Annotated in this window: 14 protein-coding genes, 2 tRNA genes, 1 rRNA gene and 1 riboswitch; of the genes, 12 read left to right on the top strand and 5 right to left on the bottom strand. The window is 56.3% G+C overall.

Features of this window, described 5'->3' with window-relative positions:
• Window positions 1-33: 33 nt before the first annotated feature.
• The gene (katG, locus tag AC4OVU_RS21680; RefSeq protein WP_017383105.1) at window positions 34-2,214 is read left to right on the top strand and encodes a catalase/peroxidase HPI; all 2,181 of its coding nucleotides are present in this window, start codon (window positions 34-36) and stop codon (window positions 2,212-2,214) included.
• Between the two features lie 92 nt (window positions 2,215-2,306).
• On the opposite strand, the gene gldA is transcribed toward katG, so the two are convergent.
• The 3 genes from gldA to argE all read right to left on the bottom strand — a co-directional run bounded on the left by gldA (window position 2,307) and on the right by argE (window position 7,691).
• Window positions 2,307-3,410 carry a bifunctional L-1,2-propanediol dehydrogenase/glycerol dehydrogenase gene (gene gldA / locus AC4OVU_RS21675; protein WP_003862047.1) on the bottom strand — a complete coding sequence of 368 codons (1,104 nt, stop codon included), beginning with the start codon at window positions 3,408-3,410 and terminating at the stop codon, window positions 2,307-2,309.
• A 206-nt stretch (window positions 3,411-3,616) separates the two neighbouring features.
• Window positions 3,617-6,268, bottom strand: coding sequence for a phosphoenolpyruvate carboxylase (gene ppc / locus AC4OVU_RS21670; protein WP_110292366.1), 2,652 nt, complete (start codon window positions 6,266-6,268; stop codon window positions 3,617-3,619).
• Between the two features lie 271 nt (window positions 6,269-6,539).
• Window positions 6,540-7,691, bottom strand: coding sequence for an acetylornithine deacetylase (argE, locus tag AC4OVU_RS21665; protein WP_015569956.1), 1,152 nt, complete (start codon window positions 7,689-7,691; stop codon window positions 6,540-6,542).
• 88 nt (window positions 7,692-7,779) lie between these two features.
• Here argE and argC point away from each other — a divergent pair, with 88 nt between their 5' ends.
• From argC to oxyR, 4 genes are all read left to right on the top strand, one after another.
• Window positions 7,780-8,784, top strand: a complete 1,005-nt coding sequence (argC, locus tag AC4OVU_RS21660) for an N-acetyl-gamma-glutamyl-phosphate reductase (RefSeq protein WP_110292367.1) — start codon at window positions 7,780-7,782, stop codon at window positions 8,782-8,784.
• A 6-nt stretch (window positions 8,785-8,790) separates the two neighbouring features.
• Complete coding sequence (gene argB / locus AC4OVU_RS21655; RefSeq protein WP_015569958.1) at window positions 8,791-9,567, top strand: acetylglutamate kinase; 777 nt, start codon at window positions 8,791-8,793, stop codon at window positions 9,565-9,567.
• 105 nt (window positions 9,568-9,672) lie between these two features.
• Window positions 9,673-11,046 (top strand): argininosuccinate lyase, encoded by a 1,374-nt coding sequence (gene argH / locus AC4OVU_RS21650; protein ID WP_110292368.1) that lies wholly within the window; start codon window positions 9,673-9,675, stop codon window positions 11,044-11,046.
• A gap of 305 nt (window positions 11,047-11,351) precedes the next feature.
• A complete protein-coding gene (oxyR, locus tag AC4OVU_RS21645; protein ID WP_003862055.1) occupies window positions 11,352-12,269 on the top strand; it encodes a DNA-binding transcriptional regulator OxyR in 918 nt (305 codons plus the stop codon).
• On the opposite strand, the gene sthA is transcribed toward oxyR, so the two are convergent.
• Window positions 12,252-13,652 carry a Si-specific NAD(P)(+) transhydrogenase gene (sthA, locus tag AC4OVU_RS21640; RefSeq protein ID WP_110292369.1) on the bottom strand — a complete coding sequence of 467 codons (1,401 nt, stop codon included), beginning with the start codon at window positions 13,650-13,652 and terminating at the stop codon, window positions 12,252-12,254. The two genes, oxyR and sthA, sit on opposite strands and share 18 nt — an antisense overlap.
• Before the next feature lie 196 nt (window positions 13,653-13,848).
• Here sthA and fabR point away from each other — a divergent pair, with 196 nt between their 5' ends.
• Together fabR and AC4OVU_RS21630 are read left to right on the top strand one after the other, a co-directional pair.
• Window positions 13,849-14,487, top strand: a complete 639-nt coding sequence (gene fabR, locus AC4OVU_RS21635) for an HTH-type transcriptional repressor FabR (protein WP_003862059.1) — start codon at window positions 13,849-13,851, stop codon at window positions 14,485-14,487.
• 9 nt (window positions 14,488-14,496) lie between these two features.
• Window positions 14,497-14,856: a YijD family membrane protein gene (locus AC4OVU_RS21630; RefSeq protein WP_017383113.1), complete on the top strand. Its 360-nt coding sequence runs from the start codon at window positions 14,497-14,499 to the stop codon at window positions 14,854-14,856.
• Window positions 14,857-14,936: 80 nt separating this feature from the next.
• Here the strand turns inward: AC4OVU_RS21630 and trmA are convergent, their stop codons facing one another.
• On the bottom strand, window positions 14,937-16,037 hold the full coding sequence (trmA, locus tag AC4OVU_RS21625; protein ID WP_003862063.1) for a tRNA (uridine(54)-C5)-methyltransferase TrmA: 1,101 nt from the start codon (window positions 16,035-16,037) through the stop codon (window positions 14,937-14,939).
• 104 nt (window positions 16,038-16,141) lie between these two features.
• Window positions 16,142-16,317, top strand: a riboswitch (cobalamin riboswitch).
• A gap of 66 nt (window positions 16,318-16,383) precedes the next feature.
• Here trmA and btuB point away from each other — a divergent pair.
• The 5 genes from btuB (at window position 16,384) to AC4OVU_RS21600 (ending at window position 21,286) form a co-directional block, all read left to right on the top strand.
• Window positions 16,384-18,234 (top strand): TonB-dependent vitamin B12 receptor BtuB, encoded by a 1,851-nt coding sequence (btuB, locus tag AC4OVU_RS21620; RefSeq protein ID WP_110292370.1) that lies wholly within the window; start codon window positions 16,384-16,386, stop codon window positions 18,232-18,234.
• Window positions 18,179-19,030, top strand: a complete 852-nt coding sequence (gene murI / locus AC4OVU_RS21615) for a glutamate racemase (RefSeq protein ID WP_003862067.1) — start codon at window positions 18,179-18,181, stop codon at window positions 19,028-19,030. The genes btuB and murI overlap by 56 nt, the downstream gene beginning before the upstream one ends.
• Before the next feature lie 386 nt (window positions 19,031-19,416).
• A 16S ribosomal RNA gene (locus AC4OVU_RS21610) occupies window positions 19,417-20,958 on the top strand.
• Window positions 20,959-21,028: 70 nt separating this feature from the next.
• A tRNA-Ile gene (locus AC4OVU_RS21605) sits at window positions 21,029-21,105 on the top strand.
• A gap of 105 nt (window positions 21,106-21,210) precedes the next feature.
• Window positions 21,211-21,286, top strand: a tRNA-Ala gene (locus tag AC4OVU_RS21600).
• Window positions 21,287-21,433 lie beyond the last annotated feature (147 nt).

Genomic DNA, 21,433 nt, shown 5'->3' with positions numbered 1-21,433 from the left:
TCGTAACGGTAACACTGTAAAGGGAGCATAGCGATGAGCATGTCAGACGAGACCAATAACGCGGCATCCGCCGGCAAATGTCCGTTCCACCAGGGCGGCGTCGATCATAGCGCGGGTGCAGGTACCGGCAGCAAAGAATGGTGGCCTAAACAACTTCGCATCGATCTACTTAATCAACACTCCAGCCGTTCTAACCCTCTGGGTGAAGACTTCGACTACCGCAAAGAATTCAGCAAGCTCGACTATTCCGCCCTTAAGGGCGATCTCAAAGCACTGTTAACCGACTCACAACCGTGGTGGCCTGCCGACTGGGGCAGCTATGCGGGCCTGTTTATCCGTATGGCCTGGCACGGTGCGGGTACCTATCGCTCCGTTGACGGTCGCGGCGGCGCCGGACGCGGTCAGCAACGCTTTGCACCGCTGAACTCCTGGCCGGATAACGTCAGCCTGGATAAGGCTCGCCGCCTGCTGTGGCCAATTAAGCAAAAATACGGACAAAAAATCTCCTGGGCTGACCTCTTTATCCTCGCGGGTAACGTGGCGCTGGAGAACTCCGGCTTCCGCACCTTTGGTTTCGGTGCCGGGCGTGAAGACGTCTGGGAACCGGATCTGGACGTGAACTGGGGCGATGAAAAAGCCTGGCTGACCCACCGTGACCCGGAAGCGCTGGCGAAGCGCCCGCTTGCGGCCACCGAAATGGGCCTGATTTACGTTAACCCGGAAGGGCCGAACGCCAGCGGTGAACCGCTGTCTGCGGCGGCGGCGATCCGCGCCACCTTTGGCAACATGGGCATGAATGACGAAGAGACCGTCGCGCTGATTGCGGGCGGCCATACGCTCGGTAAAACGCACGGCGCAGGTGAAGCCACGCACGTGGGCACTGACCCGGAAGCGTCGCCGATTGAAGCGCAGGGCCTGGGCTGGGCCAGCACGCACGGCACCGGTATTGGCGCTGACGCCATCACCTCCGGGCTGGAAGTTATATGGTCTCAAACCCCGACCCAGTGGAGCAATTACTTCTTCGAGAACCTGTTCAAATACGAATGGGTGCAGACGCGTAGCCCGGCGGGCGCAATTCAGTTCGAAGCCGTGGATGCGCCGGAAATTATGCCTGACCCGTTCGACCCGTCGAAAAAACGCAAGCCAACCATGCTGGTCACCGACCTGACGCTGCGTTTTGATCCGGAATTCGAGAAAATTTCCCGTCGCTTCCTGAACGATCCGCAGGCCTTCAACGAAGCCTTTGCGCGCGCGTGGTTCAAGCTGACCCACCGCGATATGGGGCCAAAAGCGCGGTACATCGGCCCGGAAGTACCGAAAGAAGATCTGATTTGGCAGGATCCGCTGCCTCAACCGGTGTTCCATCCGACGCAGGAAGATATTGAAAGCCTGAAAGCGGAAATCGCGGCCTCTGGTCTCTCCGTGAGCGAGCTGGTTTCCGTGGCCTGGGCGTCGGCATCGACCTTCCGCGGCGGCGACAAGCGCGGCGGTGCCAACGGCGCGCGTCTGGCGCTGGCGCCTCAGCGCGACTGGGATGTGAACGCCGCAGCGGTGCGGGCGTTACCGGCTCTGGAAGCCATCCAGCGCACCACCAACAAAGCTTCACTGGCCGATATCATCGTGCTGGCGGGTGTCGTAGGCGTTGAGCAGGCTGCGAAAGCCGCAGGTGTTTACGTCAACGTACCGTTCACCCCGGGCCGCGTGGATGCGCGTCAGGACCAGACGGACATCGAGATGTTTAACCTGCTCGAACCGGTTGCTGACGGTTTCCGCAACTACCGTGCGCAGGTGGATGTATCCACCACGGAGTCGCTGCTGATCGACAAAGCCCAGCAGCTGACCCTGACTGCGCCGGAACTGACGGTGTTGATCGGCGGTTTGCGCGTACTGGGTGCAAACTTCGATGGCAGCAAGAATGGCGTGTTTACCAACCGCGAGGGCGTGCTGAGCAACGACTTCTTCGTTAATCTGCTGGATATGAACACCCAGTGGAAGGCGACCGACGACTCAAACGAGCTGTTTGCCGGTAGCGATCGCGCCAGCGGGGAAGTGAAATACACCGCGACCCGCGCCGATCTGGTCTTCGGTTCAAACGCCGTCCTGCGTGCGCTGGCCGAAGTTTACGCCAGCAGTGATGCACACGAGAAGTTCGTTCGTGATTTTGTTGCCGCATGGGCGCGAGTGATGGATTTGGACCGGTTTGATGTGAAGTAACCATTGTGCCGGGTGGCGGCTACGCCTTACCCGGCCTACAAATTAAAGTGCCATGTAGGCCGGGTAAGCGCAGCTCCACCCGGCTTTTTTCGTTACTCCCACTCCTGCAAGAACCGCTGTCCGTACTGGTCCGCCACCAGCAGCGCCGCATAGACCTGATCCGGCGTGACGCCGCCAGGCATGTTGTGAATGGTTTCCCCTTCGGCGCAGGACGCCTCCGCGATCAGCCGCATTTTGGCCGGAATATCCTCTTTGATATTCAGCTGCGCCAGCGTGATCGGCAGCCCAACACTGTGGCAAAGCGCGGCGACGGTCTCAATTTCTTCAACCGGCGCGTTCTCCAGTACCAGTTGCGTCAGCGTGCCGAACGCGACCTTTTCACCATGGTAGAAATGATGCGCATCCGGCACCGCCGTCATGCCGTTGTGAATGGCATGCGCCGCCGCCAGCCCGCCGCTTTCAAAGCCCACGCCGCTGAGATAGGTGTTGGCTTCGATAATGCGTTCCAGCGCCGGTGTGACCACGTGCTGTTCCGCCGCCAGCATCGCTTTCTCGCCCTCTTCAACCAGCGTGTTGTAGCACAGCTCTGCCAGCGCTAACGCTGCCTGCGTGCACTTGCCGCCCGCCATGGTCGTCGCGCCGCTACGTGAGCAGGCACGCGCTTCAAACCAGGTTGCCAGGGCATCGCCAATCCCGGCGGCCAGCAGGCGCGCAGGTGCGCCCGCCACCACTTTGGTATCGACAATCACCATGTTCGGGTTGTGCGGCAGCATCAGGTAGCGATCGAACTCGCCGCTGTCGGTATAAATCACGGAAAGGGCGCTGCACGGCGCATCGGTGGAGGCAATGGTCGGGGCAATGGCCACCGGCACGTCCATAAAGTGGGCCAGCGCTTTGGCAGTATCCAGCGTTTTTCCGCCGCCGATACCCAGCACCGCCAGACAGTCAGCGCTGTCGGCCAGCTTTTTCAGGCGATCGATTTCATTTTGCGAACATTCGCCACCAAATGGTGCAATTTCGGCATGGAGTCCGGCTTTTTTAAAACTCTGGCGCAGGGTTTCTTCAGCAAAACCCAGCACAAATTTATCGCCCACCACCAGCCAGCGATTTGCCAGCGGCTTCAGGTAGTCGCCGAGGCGAGTGAGAACATCTGCGCCCTGGATGTATTTTCCCGGGGATTGAATGACACGGTCCATAACATTACTCCCTTAGTGTTTGAGGTAAATTCTGTCCTGTTCGAACTGCACTAAGAGTGACTCTACTCCCGGCGTGCCGGTCATTTGTTGCGCTACGTCTAAGGGAAACGTGATTGCCTTACCGGTGGCAAAGATTGAGGGGGAGATCAGGGAAGGGGGAAGATCGAGAAGTGCCCGGCAAGCGTAGCGCTGCCGGGCACTGAGCATTAACCGGTGTTGCGCATACCTGCCGCAACGCCTGCTATCGTTACCATCAGCGCCTGTTCAACGCGCGGATCCGGCTCTTTACCTTCCTCCTCCGCCAGACGCGAACGGTGCAGCAGTTCAGCCTGTAAAACGTTCAGCGGGTCGGTGTAGATGTTACGCAGCTGGATAGACTCGGCGATCCACGGCAGGTCTTCCATCAGGTGGGAGTCATTAGCGATATCCAGCACCACTTTAATATCGCCTTCAAGCAGCTCGCGCAGCTCTTTACCCAGCGCCCACAGCTCTGGTTTCACCAGACGCTGATCGTAGTATTCCGCCAGCCACAGGTCGGCTTTCGAGAAGACCATCTCCAGCATGCCCAGACGGGTAGAGAAGAACGGCCAGTCACGGCACATGGTTTCCAGTTCGCTCTGCTTTCCGTCTTCCACCACTTTTTGCAGCGCCGCACCGGCACCCAGCCAGGCCGGCAGCATCAGACGGTTTTGTGTCCAGGCGAAGATCCACGGAATGGCGCGCAGGGATTCAACGCCGCCGGTCGGGCGACGCTTGGCCGGGCGCGAACCCAGAGGCAGTTTACCCAGCTCCTGCTCAGGCGTTGCTGAGCGGAAGTAAGGCACAAAGTCTTTGTTTTCACGCACGTAGCCGCGATAGAGGTCGCAGGAGATGTCAGACAGCTCGTCCATGATCCGGCACCAGGACTTTTTTGGCTCCGGCGGCGGCAGCAGGTTGGCTTCCAGGATCGCACTGGTATAGAGCGACAGGCTGCTGATGGTCACTTCCGGCAGGCCGTACTTGAAGCGGATCATCTCACCCTGCTCGGTCACGCGCAGGCCGCCTTTCAGGCTTCCTGGTGGTTGAGAGAGCAGCGCTGCGTGTGCAGGCGCACCGCCACGACCAATGGAGCCGCCGCGTCCGTGGAACAGGGTCAGTTCAATACCGGCTTTTTCGCAGGTTTTGATTAGCGCATCCTGCGCCTGATACTGCGCCCAGGAGGCTGCCATCACGCCCGCATCTTTCGCGGAGTCGGAATAGCCAATCATCACCATCTGTTTGCCCTGAATAAAGCCGCGATACCAGTCGATGTTCAGCAACTGGGTCATCACGTCGTTAGCGTTGTTCAGGTCGTCGAGGGTCTCAAACAGCGGGGCCACTGGCAGAGCATAGTCAATGCCCGCTTCTTTCAGCAGAAGGTGAACGCCCAGCACGTCGGACGGGGTCTTCGCCATGGAGATCACATAGGCGGCCACCGATCCTTTCGGCGCATCCACGATCGCTTTACAGGTGTTGAGCACTTCGCGGGTGTCGTTGCTTGGCTCCCAGTTGCGCGGCAGCAGCGGGCGCTTGGAGTTCAGCTCGCGGATCAGGAACGCCTGTTTGTCGGCTTCTGACCAGCTTTCATAGTCGCCGATGCCGAGGTAGCGGGTCAGCTCGCCCAGTGCTTCGGTATGACGGGTACTTTCCTGACGAACGTCGATACGCACCAGCGGCACGCCGAAACACTTCACGCGGCGCAGGGTGTCGAGCAGTTCGCCGTTGGCAATGATGCCCATCCCACAGGCCTGGAGCGATTTATAGCAGGCGTACAGCGGCTCCCAGAGCTGTTCGTTCTGGCTCAGCAGACCTTCCGGCTTCGGCAGGCGCTGGCCTTTAAGGCGCGCTTCCAGCCAGGCCTGAGTGGCCATCAGCTGACCGCGCAGTTTTTTCATCAGGAAACGGTACGGTTCGCTGGCGCCTTCTTCACCGGCCAGCGCGCGCAGTTCCGGCGTGGCTTCCACCATCGACAGCTCGGAGATCAGCACCTGAATATCTTTCAGGAACAGGTCGGTCGCTTTCCAGCGGCTCAGCAGCAGGACGTGACGGGTGATTTCCGCCGTCACGTTCGGGTTGCCGTCGCGGTCGCCGCCCATCCAGGAGGTGAAGCGCACCGGAACAAAATCAACCGGCAGGCGGTAGCCCAGGTTCTCTTCAAGCTGTTCGTTCAGCTCGCGCAGGTAGTTGGGGACCCCTTCCCACAGGCTGTTTTCCACCACCGCAAAGCCCCATTTGGCTTCGTCGACCGGGCTTGGGCGATGCTTACGAATTTCATCCGTGTGCCAGGACTGGGCAATCAGCTGGCGCAGACGGCGCATAAGCTGGTTACGTTCGTAGTCGGCAATGTCTTTGTTATCCAGTTGCTTCAGACAGTTGTTCACTTCCACCATTTTGTGGATCAGCGTACGACGGGTGATTTCGGTTGGGTGTGCGGTCAGCACCAGCTCCAGCGAAAGGGATTCCACCGCTTTTTTGATGGTCGCTTCGTTGAGGTCGGGCTGGTCTTTGAGTTTACGAAGGGTGCGGGCAATGACTTCCGGGTTGCTGGCCGCTTCGCCTTTTGGCGAAATGCTGTGGTATTGCTCAGCGGTGTTTGCCAGGTTCAGAAACTGGCTGAAGGCGCGGGCAACGGGCAGCAGCTCATCGTTAGAGAGGTTCTGCAAGGTGGTGAGCAGCTCCTGACGATTGGCCTCGTTACCGGCGCGGGAAGATTTGGACAGCTTGCGGATGGTTTCAACGCGGTCGAGGATGTTCTCCCCCAGTGCGTCTTTGATGGTATCTCCAAGCACTTTGCCGAGCATACTGACATTACTACGCAACGCGGAATATTGTTCGTTCATAAAAACCCAGTCACCCCATCATTTTTGTTTATGCCCATGCGAAAATCTTCTGGACATTATTTTGTCATCTCCCTTTATAAAGCCACGTAAAACCCCCGTCGTCAATTGCTGCGAAAACGGTTCAGCAAACGAATAAATGTGGGCAATTTACGAAATTTAATTCGTATTGCGTCAGATAAGAGATGCTTATGGGAATGTGACGAAGATCATGCGATTTGTTGCCCTCACCCTAACCCTCTCCCACAGGGAGAGGGGACTGTTCGGTGCGTTTTTAATGCCAGCAGAAGTGATGCACAACCTGGGTAATGAGTTCGCGAGTGGGCTTGATGAAGCGGGTTTCGAGATATTCGTCCGGCTGGTGGGCCTGGTTGATGGAGCCAGGGCCCAGAACCAGCGTCGGGCACAGCGTCTGAATAAACGGCGCTTCGGTGCAGTAGTTCACCACGTCGGTTTTCTCACCGAGCAGTTTTTCCACCACCTGAACCAGCTGATGGTCAGGCGGACATTCGTAGCCTGGAATCGGCGGATGCAGTTCGGAGACCGTCAGACGGCCCGGCCAGCGCTCGCTGACCGGTGCCAGCGCTTCGTTCAGTAAGCCATCCAGATCGCTCAGCGTCATGCCCGGTAGAGGACGGATATCCATATGCAGTTCGCAGCAGGCGCAGATACGGTTGGACGCATCACCGCCGTGCAGGCTGCCGAGGTTTAGCGTCGGATACGGCACGGTGAACGCCTCGTAGTGATAGCGCTCTTTCAGATCGTCGCGCAGGGTCATGATGCGGCCAATCGCGTCATGCATCAGCTCGATGGCGTTCACGCCGCGCGCCGGATCGCTGGAGTGGCCGGACTGTCCGAGCACGCGCACCGCGGTAGAAATATGGCCTTTGTGCGCCCGAATCGGTTGCAGAGAGGTCGGTTCGCCGATGATCGCGCAGTCAGGACGAATCGATGTGTTTTCAGAGAAATAACGTGCGCCCGCCATGCTGGTCTCTTCATCGGCGGTCGCCAGAATGTAGAGCGGCTTTTTCAGGGTTGTCACGTCCACGTCACGCAGCGCGTCGAGGATAAAGGCGAAAAAGCCTTTCATGTCGGCGGTGCCCAGACCATAAAGCTTGTTGTCATGCTCGGTCAGCGTGAACGGATCGCGCGTCCAGCGGCCATCATCAAACGGCACGGTGTCAGTGTGGCCAGCCAGCAGCAGGCCGCCCGCGCCATGTCCGGTACTGGCGAGCAGGTTAAATTTGTGGCGTGTTCCGGGGACGGGCTGAACCTCAACGTTAAACCCAAGATCGCTAAACCAACCCGCCAGCAGATTGATTAAAGACTCATTGCTCTGATCCAGGGCTTCTTCCGTCGCGCTGATGGAGGGTGTGGCAATCAGGGCGCGGTAAATCTCGATAAATGGCGGTAAGTTCATTTTCATTGTTGACACACCTTAGGTCGTGATAGTATCAATATTCATGCAATAAATGTGAATAAAAATACATTATCGTTGAGCATAAAGGAACCCGATGTTGAATACGCTGATTGTAGGCGCTAGCGGTTATGCGGGCGCAGAGCTTGTAAGCTACGTAAATCGCCACCCTCATATGACCATAACCGCTTTGACCGTGTCAGCGCAAAGCAATGATGCCGGAAAGTTAATTTCCGATTTGCATCCACAGCTTAAAGGCGTGGTTGATTTGCCTTTGCAGCCCATGTCTGACATCAGCGAGTTCACCGACGGCGTTGACGTTGTGTTTTTAGCCACGGCGCATGAAGTTAGCCACGACCTGGCACCGCAATTTTTAGCGGCCGGCTGCGTGGTCTTTGATCTCTCCGGCGCGTTTCGCGTTAACGACAGCGCGTTCTACGAAAAATATTATGGTTTCACCCATCAGCACCCGGATCTGCTCGAAAAAGCGGTGTACGGCCTGGCGGAGTGGAGCGCTGACAAAATGAAAGAAGCGGATCTGATTGCCGTGCCGGGCTGCTACCCGACGGCGGCGCAGCTTTCCCTGAAGCCGCTGATCGACGCCGGTCTGCTGGATCTGAACCAGTGGCCGGTGATCAACGCCACCAGTGGCGTGAGCGGCGCCGGGCGCAAAGCGGCGATCTCCAACAGCTTCTGCGAAGTGAGCCTTCAGCCGTATGGCGTGTTTAATCACCGCCATCACCCTGAAATCACGACGCATCTGGGTGCGGACGTCATTTTCACCCCGCACCTCGGCAGCTTCCCGCGTGGGATCCTCGAAACCATTACCTGCCGCCTGAAGCCGGGTGTGACCAAAGAACAGGTGAGCGAGGTCTTCACGCAGGCGTATGCGGATAAACCGCTGGTGCGCCTGTATGACAAAGGCGTGCCGGCGTTGAAAAACGTGGTTGGCCTGCCGTTCTGCGACATCGGCTTTGCCGTGCAGGGCGAGCATCTGATTGTGGTCGCCGCAGAAGATAACTTACTCAAAGGCGCTGCCGCACAGGCAATGCAGTGTGCAAATATTCGTTTCGGCTTCCCTGAAACGCAGGCTCTTATTTAAGGTGTGATGATGAATCCATTAATTATCAAACTCGGTGGTGTACTGCTGGACAGCGAAGAAGCGCTGGAGCGCCTGTTTACCGCACTGGTGAACTATCGCGAATCACACCAACGTCCGCTGGTGATTGTGCATGGCGGCGGTTGCGTGGTGGATGAGCTGATGAAAGGGCTCAACCTGCCGGTGAAAAAGAAAAATGGCCTGCGCGTGACGCCAGCGGATCAGATTGACATCATTACCGGCGCGCTGGCGGGAACGGCGAACAAAACGCTGCTGGCGTGGGCGAAGAAACACCATATCGCCTCCGTTGGCCTCTGTCTGGGCGATGGAGATAGCGTAAAAGTGACCCAGCTCGACGAAGAGCTTGGCCATGTTGGACTGGCGCAGCCAGGTTCGCCTGAGCTGATTAACACCCTGCTGGAAGGCGGTTTCCTGCCGGTGGTGAGCTCAATCGGCGTGACCGAAGAGGGCGAACTGATGAACGTCAATGCGGACCAGGCGGCGACGGCGCTGGCGGCAACGCTGGGCGCAGACCTGATCCTGCTCTCCGACGTGAGCGGCATTCTGGACGGCAAAGGCCAGCGCATTGCGGAAATGACCGCCGCAAAAGCCGAGCAGCTGATCGATCAGGGCATTATCACCGACGGCATGATCGTTAAAGTTAACGCCGCGCTGGATGCGGCCCGCACGCTGGGCCGCCCGGTGGATATCGCCTCCTGGCGTCACGCAGAGCAGCTTCCGGCGCTGTTTAACGGCACGCCGATTGGCACGCGTATTCTGGCTTAAGATTCTGTGCCGGATGGCGCTTCGCTTATCCGGCCTACGTGAATTTTGTAGGCCCGGTAAGCGCAGCGCCACCGGGCAAAAATATCATCATTAAGGAAATTCGTTATGGCACTTTGGGGTGGGCGTTTTACACAGGCAGCGGATCAGCGGTTCAAACAGTTCAACGACTCTTTGCGCTTCGACTACCGCCTGGCCGAACAGGATATTGTCGGCTCTGTGGCCTGGTCCAAAGCGCTGGTGACCGTTGGCGTGCTGACCGCAGACGAACAGCAGCAGCTGGAAGAGGCGCTGAACAACCTGCTGGAAGAGGTGCGTCTGGATCCGGAGCAAATCCTCCAGAGCGATGCCGAAGATATTCACAGCTGGGTGGAAGGCAAACTGATCGACAAAGTCGGCCAGTTGGGTAAAAAGCTCCATACCGGGCGTAGCCGTAATGACCAGGTGGCGACCGACCTGAAGCTGTGGTGCAAAGAGACCATCGGCGAACTGCTGGCGGCGAATCGTCAGTTGCAGAGCGCACTGGTGGACACCGCGCAGAGCAATCAGGATGCGGTGATGCCGGGTTATACCCACCTGCAACGCGCGCAGCCGGTGACGTTCGCGCACTGGTGTCTGGCCTACGTTGAGATGCTGGCGCGTGATGAGAGCCGTTTACAGGATACCTTAAAGCGTCTGGACGTCAGCCCGCTGGGCAGCGGCGCGCTGGCCGGTACGGCGTATGAAATCGACCGTGAGCAGCTGGCAGGCTGGCTGGGCTTTGCCTCCGCCACCCGCAACAGCCTGGACAGCGTCTCTGACCGTGACCACGTGCTGGAGCTGCTCTCGAATGCCTCTATCGGGATGGTGCACCTGTCGCGCTTTGCCGAAGACCTGATCTTCTTTAACTCTGGCGAAGCCGGGTTTGTAGAGCTGTCCGACCGCGTGACGTCCGGCTCCTCCCTGATGCCGCAGAAGAAAAACCCGGATGCGCTGGAGCTGATCCGCGGTAAGTGTGGCCGTGTGCAGGGCGCGCTGACCGGTATGATGATGACCCTGAAAGGGCTGCCGCTGGCATACAACAAAGATATGCAGGAAGACAAAGAGGGGCTGTTCGACGCGCTCGACACCTGGCTGGACTGTCTGCATATGGGCGCGCTGGTGCTGGACGGCATTCAGGTGAAACGTCCGCGCTGCCAGGAAGCGGCGCAGCAGGGGTATGCTAACTCTACCGAGCTGGCGGACTACCTGGTGGCGAAAGGCGTACCGTTCCGCGAGGCGCACCATATTGTGGGTGAAGCGGTGGTGGAAGCGATTCGTCAGGGTAAAGCCCTTGAAGAGCTGGCGCTTGCCGACCTGCAAAAATTCAGCGCGGTTATCGGGGATGATGTCTACCCGATTCTGGCCCTGCAATCCTGCCTGGATAAGCGTGCAGCGAAAGGTGGCGTGTCGCCGAAGCAGATAGCGCAGGCGATTGCGGATGCGAAAAACCGGTTGGTTTGAATAGTGCGGGCTGGTGCCCTCACCCCGGCCCTCTCCCACAGGGAGAGGGAGAAAAACGGAGCCTGGCTTAGTGCTGGGCTTTTTTTTACGCAAAAAAAAGCGGACCACGGGGTCCGCAAAAGTTCACGTTGGCTTTAGTTTTTCGAGTTTTGAGAGAAACTCGCTGACGGTGCGGGGACGTCAAGGGTCAAACACGTGCCGCCTCGTCTATGTGATGTATTATTCAACAGAATGCTTGATAGGGATAATCGTTCGTTGCTATGCTATCTATCGCCATGAACTATCGTGGCGACGGAGGATGAATAATGAATATTCGTGATCTTGAATACCTGGTAGCGTTAGCTGAGCATCGCCATTTTCGCCGCGCGGCAGACTCCTGCCACGTCAGCCAGCCAACGCTGAGCGGTCAGATCCGCAAGCTGGAAGATGAGCTGGGCGTGATGCTGCTGGAGCGCACCAGTCGTAAGGTACTGTTCACGCAGGCAGGTCTTCTGCTGGTGGATCAGGCGCGCACCGTACTGCGCGAGGTCAAAGTGCTCAAGGAAATGGCAAGCCAGCAGGGGGAAGCGATGTCCGGCCCGCTGCATATTGGCCTGATCCCAACCGTTGGCCCGTACCTGTTGCCGCAAATCATTCCGATGCTGCACCAGACGTTCCCGAAACTCGAAATGTACCTGCATGAAGCGCAAACCCATCAGCTGCTGGCGCAGTTAGACAGCGGCAAGCTCGACTGCGCGATCCTGGCGCTGGTCAAAGAGAGTGAAGCGTTTATTGAAGTACCGCTGTTCGATGAGCCGATGATGCTGGCGATCTATGAAGATCACCCGTGGGCGAACCGCGATCGCGTGCCGATGGCCGATTTGGCCGGTGAAAAACTGCTGATGCTGGAAGATGGCCACTGTCTGCGCGATCAGGCGATGGGCTTCTGCTTCGAAGCGGGTGCCGATGAAGATACCCATTTCCGCGCAACCAGCCTGGAAACGCTGCGTAATATGGTGGCGGCGGGAAGCGGTATTACGCTGCTGCCGGCGCTGGCGGTGCCGCACGAGCGTAAACGTGATGGCGTGGTCTATCTGCCGTGTATTAAGCCGGAGCCGCGTCGCACCATTGGTCTGGTTTATCGTCCGGGGTCACCGCTGCGCAGCCGCTATGAGCAGCTGGCAGAGGCCATCCGGGGTGCGATGGATGGCCATTTCGACAGCGCGTTAAAACAGGCGGTTTAAGCCGTTCAGCGCAGCTACCCGATAGGCTTCCGCCATGGTCGGGTAGTTAAAGGTGGTGTTAACGAAGTACTCAATGGTGTTACCGCCACCTTTTTGCTCCATGATCGCCTGGCCGATATGAATGATTTCCGCCGCGCGTTCACCGAAGCAGTGAATACCGAGGATCTCTTTCGTCTCGCGATGGAACAGGATCTTCAGCGTACCCACGCTCATTCCCACGATTTGCGCCCGCGCCAGATGTTTAAACTGGGCACGACCCACCTCGTAAGGCACCTTCATGGCCGTCAGCTGCTGCTCGGTTTTGCCGACAGAACTGATTTCCGGAATGGTGTAGATGCCCGTCGGGATATCTTCAATCAGATGCGCCGTCGCTTCACCTTTCACCAGCGCCTGTGCGGCGATGCGGCCCTGATCGTACGCGGCGGAGGCCAGGCTTGGGTAACCAATCACGTCGCCCACCGCGTAAACGTGCGGCAGCGCAGTCTGGTACATGCTGTTGACCTTGAGCTGACCGCGGCTGTCGGTTTCAAGCCCGATATTCTCCAGCTGCAATGAATCCGTGTTGCCGGTACGGCCGTTGGCGTACAGCAGGCAGTCCGCCTTCAGCTTCTTACCGGATTTCAGGTGCATGATCACACCGTCGTCGCAGCCTTCGATTTTCTCGTACTCTTCGTTGTGGCGAATCACCACGCCGCTGTTCCAGAAGTGGTAGGAGAGGGAATCTGACATCTCCTGATCGAGGAACGCCAGCAGCCGGTCGCGGGTGTTGATCAGATCAACTTTGACCTCCATTCCCCGGAAAATCGACGCATATTCGCAGCCAATCACGCCCGCGCCGTAGATGATCACATGGCGTGGCTCGTGGTGCAGGCTGAGGATGGAGTCGCTGTCGTAAATGCGCGGGTGCGAGAAATCCACGTCTGCCGGATGGTAAGGACGGGAGCCGCAGGCGATCACAAATTTTTCAGCGGTGAGCGTCTCAACCGAACCGTCGTGGCACTCCAGCGCCAGGGTTTGTTCATCCACAAAATGCGCGTTCCCTTGCAGAATTTCACAGTGGTTGCGCTCATAGAAACCCTGACGCATGCGCGTCTGCTGGTTAATGACCGTGTCTGCGTGATTCAGGATATCGGCAAAGGAGGAGCGAAGAAGTCGGGAGTGGTCGCTGTAAAGAGGGTTCTGGTTAAATTCGATAATGCGGCTAACGGCGTGGCGGAGGGCTTTCGAAGGGATGGTGCCCCAGTGGGTGCAACCGCCGCCGACGTTATGGTAGCGCTCAATAACCGCTACTCTGGCTCCCTGTTTTACCAGACCCATAGCAGCACCTTCGCCGCCGGGGCCGGAACCAATAACTATTGCGTCGTAATCGTAGGAATGTGGCATGGCAAGGCTTACCTGTTCTTATACATAAAAGCAACAGAATCATAACATCATTGCCAGGGTAACCCAATTATCGTTGTGCTTTTTTCGGGCAGTGGAGCACAAACCGCCCGTAAACAATCATTCACAAAGCCAGGTAAACAGATTAATTTTATTCTCTGGTATAGTGCCAACGGGCCTTTGGAAGGATTCAACTATCGTGATGGGCGTAAGAGCACAACAAAAAGAGAAAACCCGGCGTTCGCTGGTGGAAGCCGCATTCAGTCAACTGAGTGCTGAGCGGAGTTTTGCCAGTTTGAGCCTGCGTGAAGTGGCGCGCGAGGCCGGGATTGCGCCAACGTCCTTCTATCGTCATTTCCGTGATGTGGATGAACTGGGCCTGACCATGGTCGACGAGAGCGGTTTGATGCTGCGCCAGCTTATGCGTCAGGCGCGTCAGCGTATCGCCAAAGGCGGCAGCGTGATCCGCACCTCCGTGTCGACATTTATGGAATTTATCGGCAATAACCCTAACGCGTTTCGCCTGCTGTTGCGTGAGCGTTCCGGAACGTCAGCCGCGTTTCGTGCCGCCGTCGCGCGTGAAATTCAGCATTTCATCGCGGAACTTGCCGACTATCTTGAACTCGAAAACCATATGCCGCGTGCGTTTACTGAAGCACAGGCCGAGGCGATGGTGACGATTGTTTTCAGCGCGGGTGCCGAAGCGCTGGATGTCAGCATTGAACAACGTAAGCAACTCGAAGAGCGACTGGTATTGCAGCTGCGGATGATTTCTAAAGGTGCGTACTACTGGTATCGCCGTGAACAAGAGAAGTTGGCACATCAAAACGATGAGTGAAGGTGAGTAATGAAACAGTCAGGTCAGGATAAAGGAACGCTGTTGCTGGCATTGATCGCTGGCTTATCCATCAATGGTACGTTTGCGGCGGTTTTTAGCTCAATTGTACCGTTCTCGATTTTCCCGATTATCGCGCTGGTGCTGACGGTGTACTGCCTGCATCAACGTTATCTGAACCGCACCATGCCGGTTGGGTTACCGGGACTGGCCGCAGCCTGTTTTATTCTGGGTGTACTGTTGTACAGCACCGTGGTGCGCGCAGAGTATCCGGATATTGGCTCTAACTTCCTGCCTGCGGTACTGTCTGTGGCGCTGGTGTTCTGGATTGGCTCGCGCATGCGTAGCCGCAAGAGCCAGTTACCGGAGTAATGAATTATTTGTAGGGCAGGTAAGCGAAGCGCCATCTGCCAAAAAATGCCGGATGGCGCTACGCTTATCCGGCCTACAGATCACCGTGCGGTAAGTAAAACGCCGCACTCCATATGGTGCGTATACGGGAACTGATCGAACAGCGCCAGACGTTCAACCTTGTGCGTCTGGCTTAATGTTTCCAGATTCTTGCACAGCGTCTCCGGGTTACAGGAGATGTACAAAATACGCGGGTAAGCCTGCACCATCTTCTCGGTTTCGCTGTCCAGGCCACTGCGCGGCGGATCGACAAAAATTGTCTCACACTGGTAGCTCTTCAAATCAATCCCTTGCAGGCGGTTAAACTCGCGTACGCCGTTCATCGCCTGGGTAAATTCTTCTGCCGCCATACGAATAATTTGTACGTTATCAATATGGTTAGCGGCGATGTTGTACTGCGCGGCGGCCACCGACGGTTTGGCGATTTCCGTCGCCAGCACGCGCTCGAAATTACGCGCCAGCGCCAGCGAGAAGTTGCCGTTACCGCAGTAGAGCTCCAGCAGATCGCCCTTAGACCCTTCTGTCGCCTTCAGCGCCCACTCAAGCATCTGCACGTTCATGGCGGCGTTCGGCTGGGTGAAGCTGTTCTCTACCTGACGGTAAACCATCTCTTTACCTGCTACCGGCAGACGCTCGTCGATGTAATCCTGGTCCAGCATGATTTTGGTTTTGGTCGCGCGGCCAATCAGGTGCACGTTGATGTTCTGCGCGCGCAGCGCATCGCGCAGGGCTTCTGCCTGCTCGCGCCACTCGTCGGTCAGCGCTTTGTGATAGAGCAGAGAAACAATGGCCTGATTGCTTTGGGTGGTCAGGTAGTCAATCTGGAACAGCTTGTTGCGCAGCACCGGATTATTGCGTACACCGTCGATCATTAGTGTCATCAGCTGGTTGATGAGCTCACTCGCCGCCGGAAAACTGTCTACGCGAATACGGGATTTCGTCTGCTGATCGAAAATGATGTGGTACAGGTCATCGCCATCGTGCCAGATGCGGAACTCAGCGCGCATACGGTAGTGGCTGACCGGAGAACGAAACACCTCGGGAACCGGCGCGTTGAAAGGCGTCATCATACTTTGCAGGCGGACAACTTTTTCTGCCAGCTGTGCGTCGTACTGTTCTGTCGGGAGGTGTTCGGGGGTCATGATGCGTCCTGAGTGATAAAGAATTACGCGGGGATTGTAGGGATTGTGCAGTGGATGTCCAGATTTAATGGCTAATAGCTATCTGGACATCTATACGTGTCTAATTGTAGCATTCTGTTTCCGGTCTCCTGAGAGTGAAAAGGGAATCCAGTGCAAATCTGGAGCTGACGCGCAGCGGTAAAGACTGGCGGGATGAGAGTTGTAGACACTGTGAAAATGGGAAGTCTTCATCCGTATAACGCCACCCAGCCCGAAGACCTGCCGGGATCACGTCGCATTTGGTTTCATCATCGCGTGCTATCGATGAGGCCTGCGGCATCCTTCTTATATTGTGGATGCTTTAACAATGATTAAAAAAGTATCGCTGTTGACGGCATTTTCCGTCACGGCATTTTCGGGCTGGGCGCAGGAAAGCGCCGACTCGTTGGTGGTGACAGCAAACCGTTTCGAACAACCAGCAAAAACCGTTCTGGCTCCGACCTCCGTCGTGACCCGTGAGGATATTGAACGCTGGCAGGCAACGAGTGTTGTGGAAATCATGTCACGCCTGCCGGGTGTGGACATCGCACAAAGCGGCGGGATGGGGTCGACCTCTTCAACGTTTATTCGCGGTACGGAATCCCGCCATGTTCTGGTACTGATTGATGGTATCCCCCTGAATAATGCCGGGATCAGCAATGTTCCCGATTTAAGCCAAATTCCGACGTCGCTGATTCAGCGTATTGAGTACATTCGCGGCCCACGTTCGGCGCTGTATGGCTCCGACGCGATTGGCGGTGTGATTAACATCATTACCGGGCGCGACAAGCCGGGTGCGGAAATTTCTGCGGGTGTCGGTTCAAAGGGGTATCAAAACTATAACGGTGCCTTCCAGCAGGTGTTCGATAAAACCAAAATCACCATGGCCGGTGATTATACCTATACCCGTGGTTTTGATATTGCCGCAAAAGATGCCCCGCGCCAGCCAGACCGCGATGGTTTTATGAGTAAATCGCTGTTTGGCTCGGTGGAGCAGCAGTTTACCGACAGCGTCAGCGGATTCGTCCGTGGCTTTGGCTACGATAACCGCTCCGCGTATGACGGTTACGATCACTATGGTGCGACCGGCATTGATGGGCGGCCGGACACGCGTCAGGTTTACAGCCAGAACTGGGACACCGGGTTGCGCTATAACCAGGGTATTTTCCAGTCACAGCTGGTGGCAGGGTATGGCCGTAGCAAAGATCAGAACTATGATCCGAAAAAAGGCCGCTACGCTGACTCCGCAACCATGGATGACGTGAAGCAGTACACCACCCAGTGGCTGAATACGGTTGACGTGGGGCACGGCAATATCGGCGCGGGTCTGGACTGGCAGAAGCAGAAAACCCAGGCGGGTCCGGGCTATCTGGAAAAAGGTTACGAACAACGTAATACCGGCGTGTTCCTTTCGGCGATGCAGCAGTTCAACAGCGTGACGCTGGAAGCGGCGGCGCGTAATGACGATAACTCTAATTTTGGCAATCACGCCACCTGGCAGACCAGCGCCGCATGGGAGTTCATCGAGGGGTATCGCATCATCGGTTCTTACGGTACAGCGTATAAAGCACCGACCATGAGCCAGATCCACAGTAAAGATTACGGTAATCCGGATCTGAAGCCAGAAGAGAGTAAGCAGTGGGAAGGTGGCTTTGAAGGTCTGACGGGGCCGGTAAACTGGCGTGTGACGGGCTATCGTAATGATATCGATAACCTCATTAATAGCGACCCGCGGACTTACCGTTATTACAACGTCGATGAAGCCCGTATTAAAGGAATCGAGGCGACGGCCCAGTTCGACACTGGCCCGGTAGGGCATCAGATTTCTTACGACTACGTCGACCCGCGTAATGCGAAAACTAACGAAGTCCTGGCTCGTCGCTCAAAGCAACAGGTTAAGTATCAGCTTGACTGGCAGGTGTGGGATCTCGACTGGAATCTGGCGTACCGTTATCTGGGCACTCGCTATGACGTTGCCGTTGATCCGAATACCTACGCCACAGAACGCGTGAAAATGGGCGGCGTCAGCCTGTGGGACGTCGCGGTTTCATATCCTGTCACCTCTCATCTCACAGTTCGTGGTAAAATAGCCAACCTGTTCGATAAAGATTACGAGACAGTTTATGGCTACCAAACTGCAGGACGGGAATACACCTTGTCTGGCAGCTACACCTTCTGATCCGCGTCCCACCGTGCTGGTGTTTGATTCCGGCGTCGGTGGGCTGTCGGTCTATGATGAGATTCGGCAGCTCCTGCCGGATCTCCATTACATCTACGCCTTCGATAACGTCGCGTTCCCGTATGGGGAAAAGAGTGAAGACTTTATTGTTGAACGTGTGGTTGAAATCGTCACCGCGGTACAAAAGCGTTATCCCCTGGCGCTGGCGGTCATTGCCTGTAATACGGCAAGCACGGTCTCTCTTCCTGCCCTGCGCGAAAAATTCCCGTTCCCGGTTGTGGGCGTTGTTCCGGCAATCAAACCTGCGGCGCGTCTGACGGCGAACGGCATTGTGGGGTTGCTGGCTACGCGCGGTACGGTAAAACGTCCTTATACGCGTGAGCTTATAGAGCGCTTTGCCAATGAATGCCAGATCGCCATGCTCGGCTCCGCGGAGCTGGTGGAAATGGCGGAAGCGAAACTGCACGGCGAGACGGTATCGCTTGAAGAGCTGCGCCGTATTCTGCGTCCATGGCTGCGGATGCAGGAACCACCGGATACGGTTGTTCTCGGCTGCACCCATTTCCCGCTATTACAGGAAGAGCTGTTAAAGGTTCTGCCTGAAGGGACCCGGCTGGTGGATTCCGGTGCTGCGATTGCGCGTCGGACGGCCTGGCTGCTGGAACACGAGGCGCCGGATGCGAAATCAGCGGATGCGAACATCGCTTTCTGTATGGCGATAACAAAAGAAACCGAACAACTTTTGCCCGTTTTACGTCGTTATGGCTTCGAAACGCTCGAAAAACTGGCGCTGTAGCACGGTTTTGAGCAAAAAAGAGACGGTTGAACGTTTTTTTTCAAAGAGGGGTTGTCAACGTCGGAGAACTCCCTATAATGCGCCTCCACTGACACGGAACAACGGCTTACAAGCCGCCGGGACAGCGGGGTTCAGAGATGAATGCCAACAGAGAAAAGTGAAAATAATTGCTTGACTCTGAATGAGGAAAACGTAATATACGGGACCTCGCAACGATGAGCTGAAAGCCGCGTTGCAACTGCTCTTTAACAATTTATCAGACAATCTGTGTGGGCACTCAAAGTGACATGGATTCTTAATGTCCTCGGACACTAAATGAATACCAAGTCTCAACGAGTGAACACGTAATTCATTACGAAGTTTAATTCATTGAGCATCAAACTTTTAAATTGAAGAGTTTGATCATGGCTCAGATTGAACGCTGGCGGCAGGCCTAACACATGCAAGTCGAACGGTAACAGGAAGCAGCTTGCTGCTTTGCTGACGAGTGGCGGACGGGTGAGTAATGTCTGGGAAACTGCCTGATGGAGGGGGATAACTACTGGAAACGGTAGCTAATACCGCATAACGTCGCAAGACCAAAGAGGGGGACCTTCGGGCCTCTTGCCATCGGATGTGCCCAGATGGGATTAGCTAGTAGGTGGGGTAACGGCTCACCTAGGCGACGATCCCTAGCTGGTCTGAGAGGATGACCAGCCACACTGGAACTGAGACACGGTCCAGACTCCTACGGGAGGCAGCAGTGGGGAATATTGCACAATGGGCGCAAGCCTGATGCAGCCATGCCGCGTGTATGAAGAAGGCCTTCGGGTTGTAAAGTACTTTCAGCGGGGAGGAAGGTGTTGAGGTTAATAACCTCAGCAATTGACGTTACCCGCAGAAGAAGCACCGGCTAACTCCGTGCCAGCAGCCGCGGTAATACGGAGGGTGCAAGCGTTAATCGGAATTACTGGGCGTAAAGCGCACGCAGGCGGTCTGTCAAGTCGGATGTGAAATCCCCGGGCTCAACCTGGGAACTGCATTCGAAACTGGCAGGCTAGAGTCTTGTAGAGGGGGGTAGAATTCCAGGTGTAGCGGTGAAATGCGTAGAGATCTGGAGGAATACCGGTGGCGAAGGCGGCCCCCTGGACAAAGACTGACGCTCAGGTGCGAAAGCGTGGGGAGCAAACAGGATTAGATACCCTGGTAGTCCACGCCGTAAACGATGTCGACTTGGAGGTTGTGCCCTTGAGGCGTGGCTTCCGGAGCTAACGCGTTAAGTCGACCGCCTGGGGAGTACGGCCGCAAGGTTAAAACTCAAATGAATTGACGGGGGCCCGCACAAGCGGTGGAGCATGTGGTTTAATTCGATGCAACGCGAAGAACCTTACCTACTCTTGACATCCAGAGAACTTTCCAGAGATGGATTGGTGCCTTCGGGAACTCTGAGACAGGTGCTGCATGGCTGTCGTCAGCTCGTGTTGTGAAATGTTGGGTTAAGTCCCGCAACGAGCGCAACCCTTATCCTTTGTTGCCAGCGGTTAGGCCGGGAACTCAAAGGAGACTGCCAGTGATAAACTGGAGGAAGGTGGGGATGACGTCAAGTCATCATGGCCCTTACGAGTAGGGCTACACACGTGCTACAATGGCGCATACAAAGAGAAGCGACCTCGCGAGAGCAAGCGGACCTCATAAAGTGCGTCGTAGTCCGGATTGGAGTCTGCAACTCGACTCCATGAAGTCGGAATCGCTAGTAATCGTGGATCAGAATGCCACGGTGAATACGTTCCCGGGCCTTGTACACACCGCCCGTCACACCATGGGAGTGGGTTGCAAAAGAAGTAGGTAGCTTAACCTTCGGGAGGGCGCTTACCACTTTGTGATTCATGACTGGGGTGAAGTCGTAACAAGGTAACCGTAGGGGAACCTGCGGTTGGATCACCTCCTTACCTTAAAGAACCTGCCTTTGTAGTGTCCACACAGATTGTCTGATGAAAAACAGCAGTAAAAAACCTCTACAGGCTTGTAGCTCAGGTGGTTAGAGCGCACCCCTGATAAGGGTGAGGTCGGTGGTTCAAGTCCACTCAGGCCTACCAAATTTTTGCTGATGCTGCGTTGCGGCGACATTCACATACATAAGTATGCTTCGTGTCACCACGCCTTGCCTCAACAAAAATTACCGGTACAGAGGTGACTACGATGGGGCTATAGCTCAGCTGGGAGAGCGCCTGCCTTGCACGCAGGAGGTCTGCGGTTCGATCCCGCATAGCTCCACCATCTTTTACTGCGAACACAAGAAAACTTCAGAGTGAACCTGAAAAGGTGCACTGCGAAGTTTTGCTCTTTAAAAATCTGGATCAAGCTGAAAATTGAAACGACACACAGCTCATGTGTGTTCGAGTCTCTCAAATTTTCGCAATCAGA

The sequence above is a fragment of the Enterobacter sp. 6722112 genome (assembly GCF_058661685.1).
Note: the sequence above shows the minus strand (reverse complement) of the source record. Positions and strands in the feature narration are given on the sequence as shown.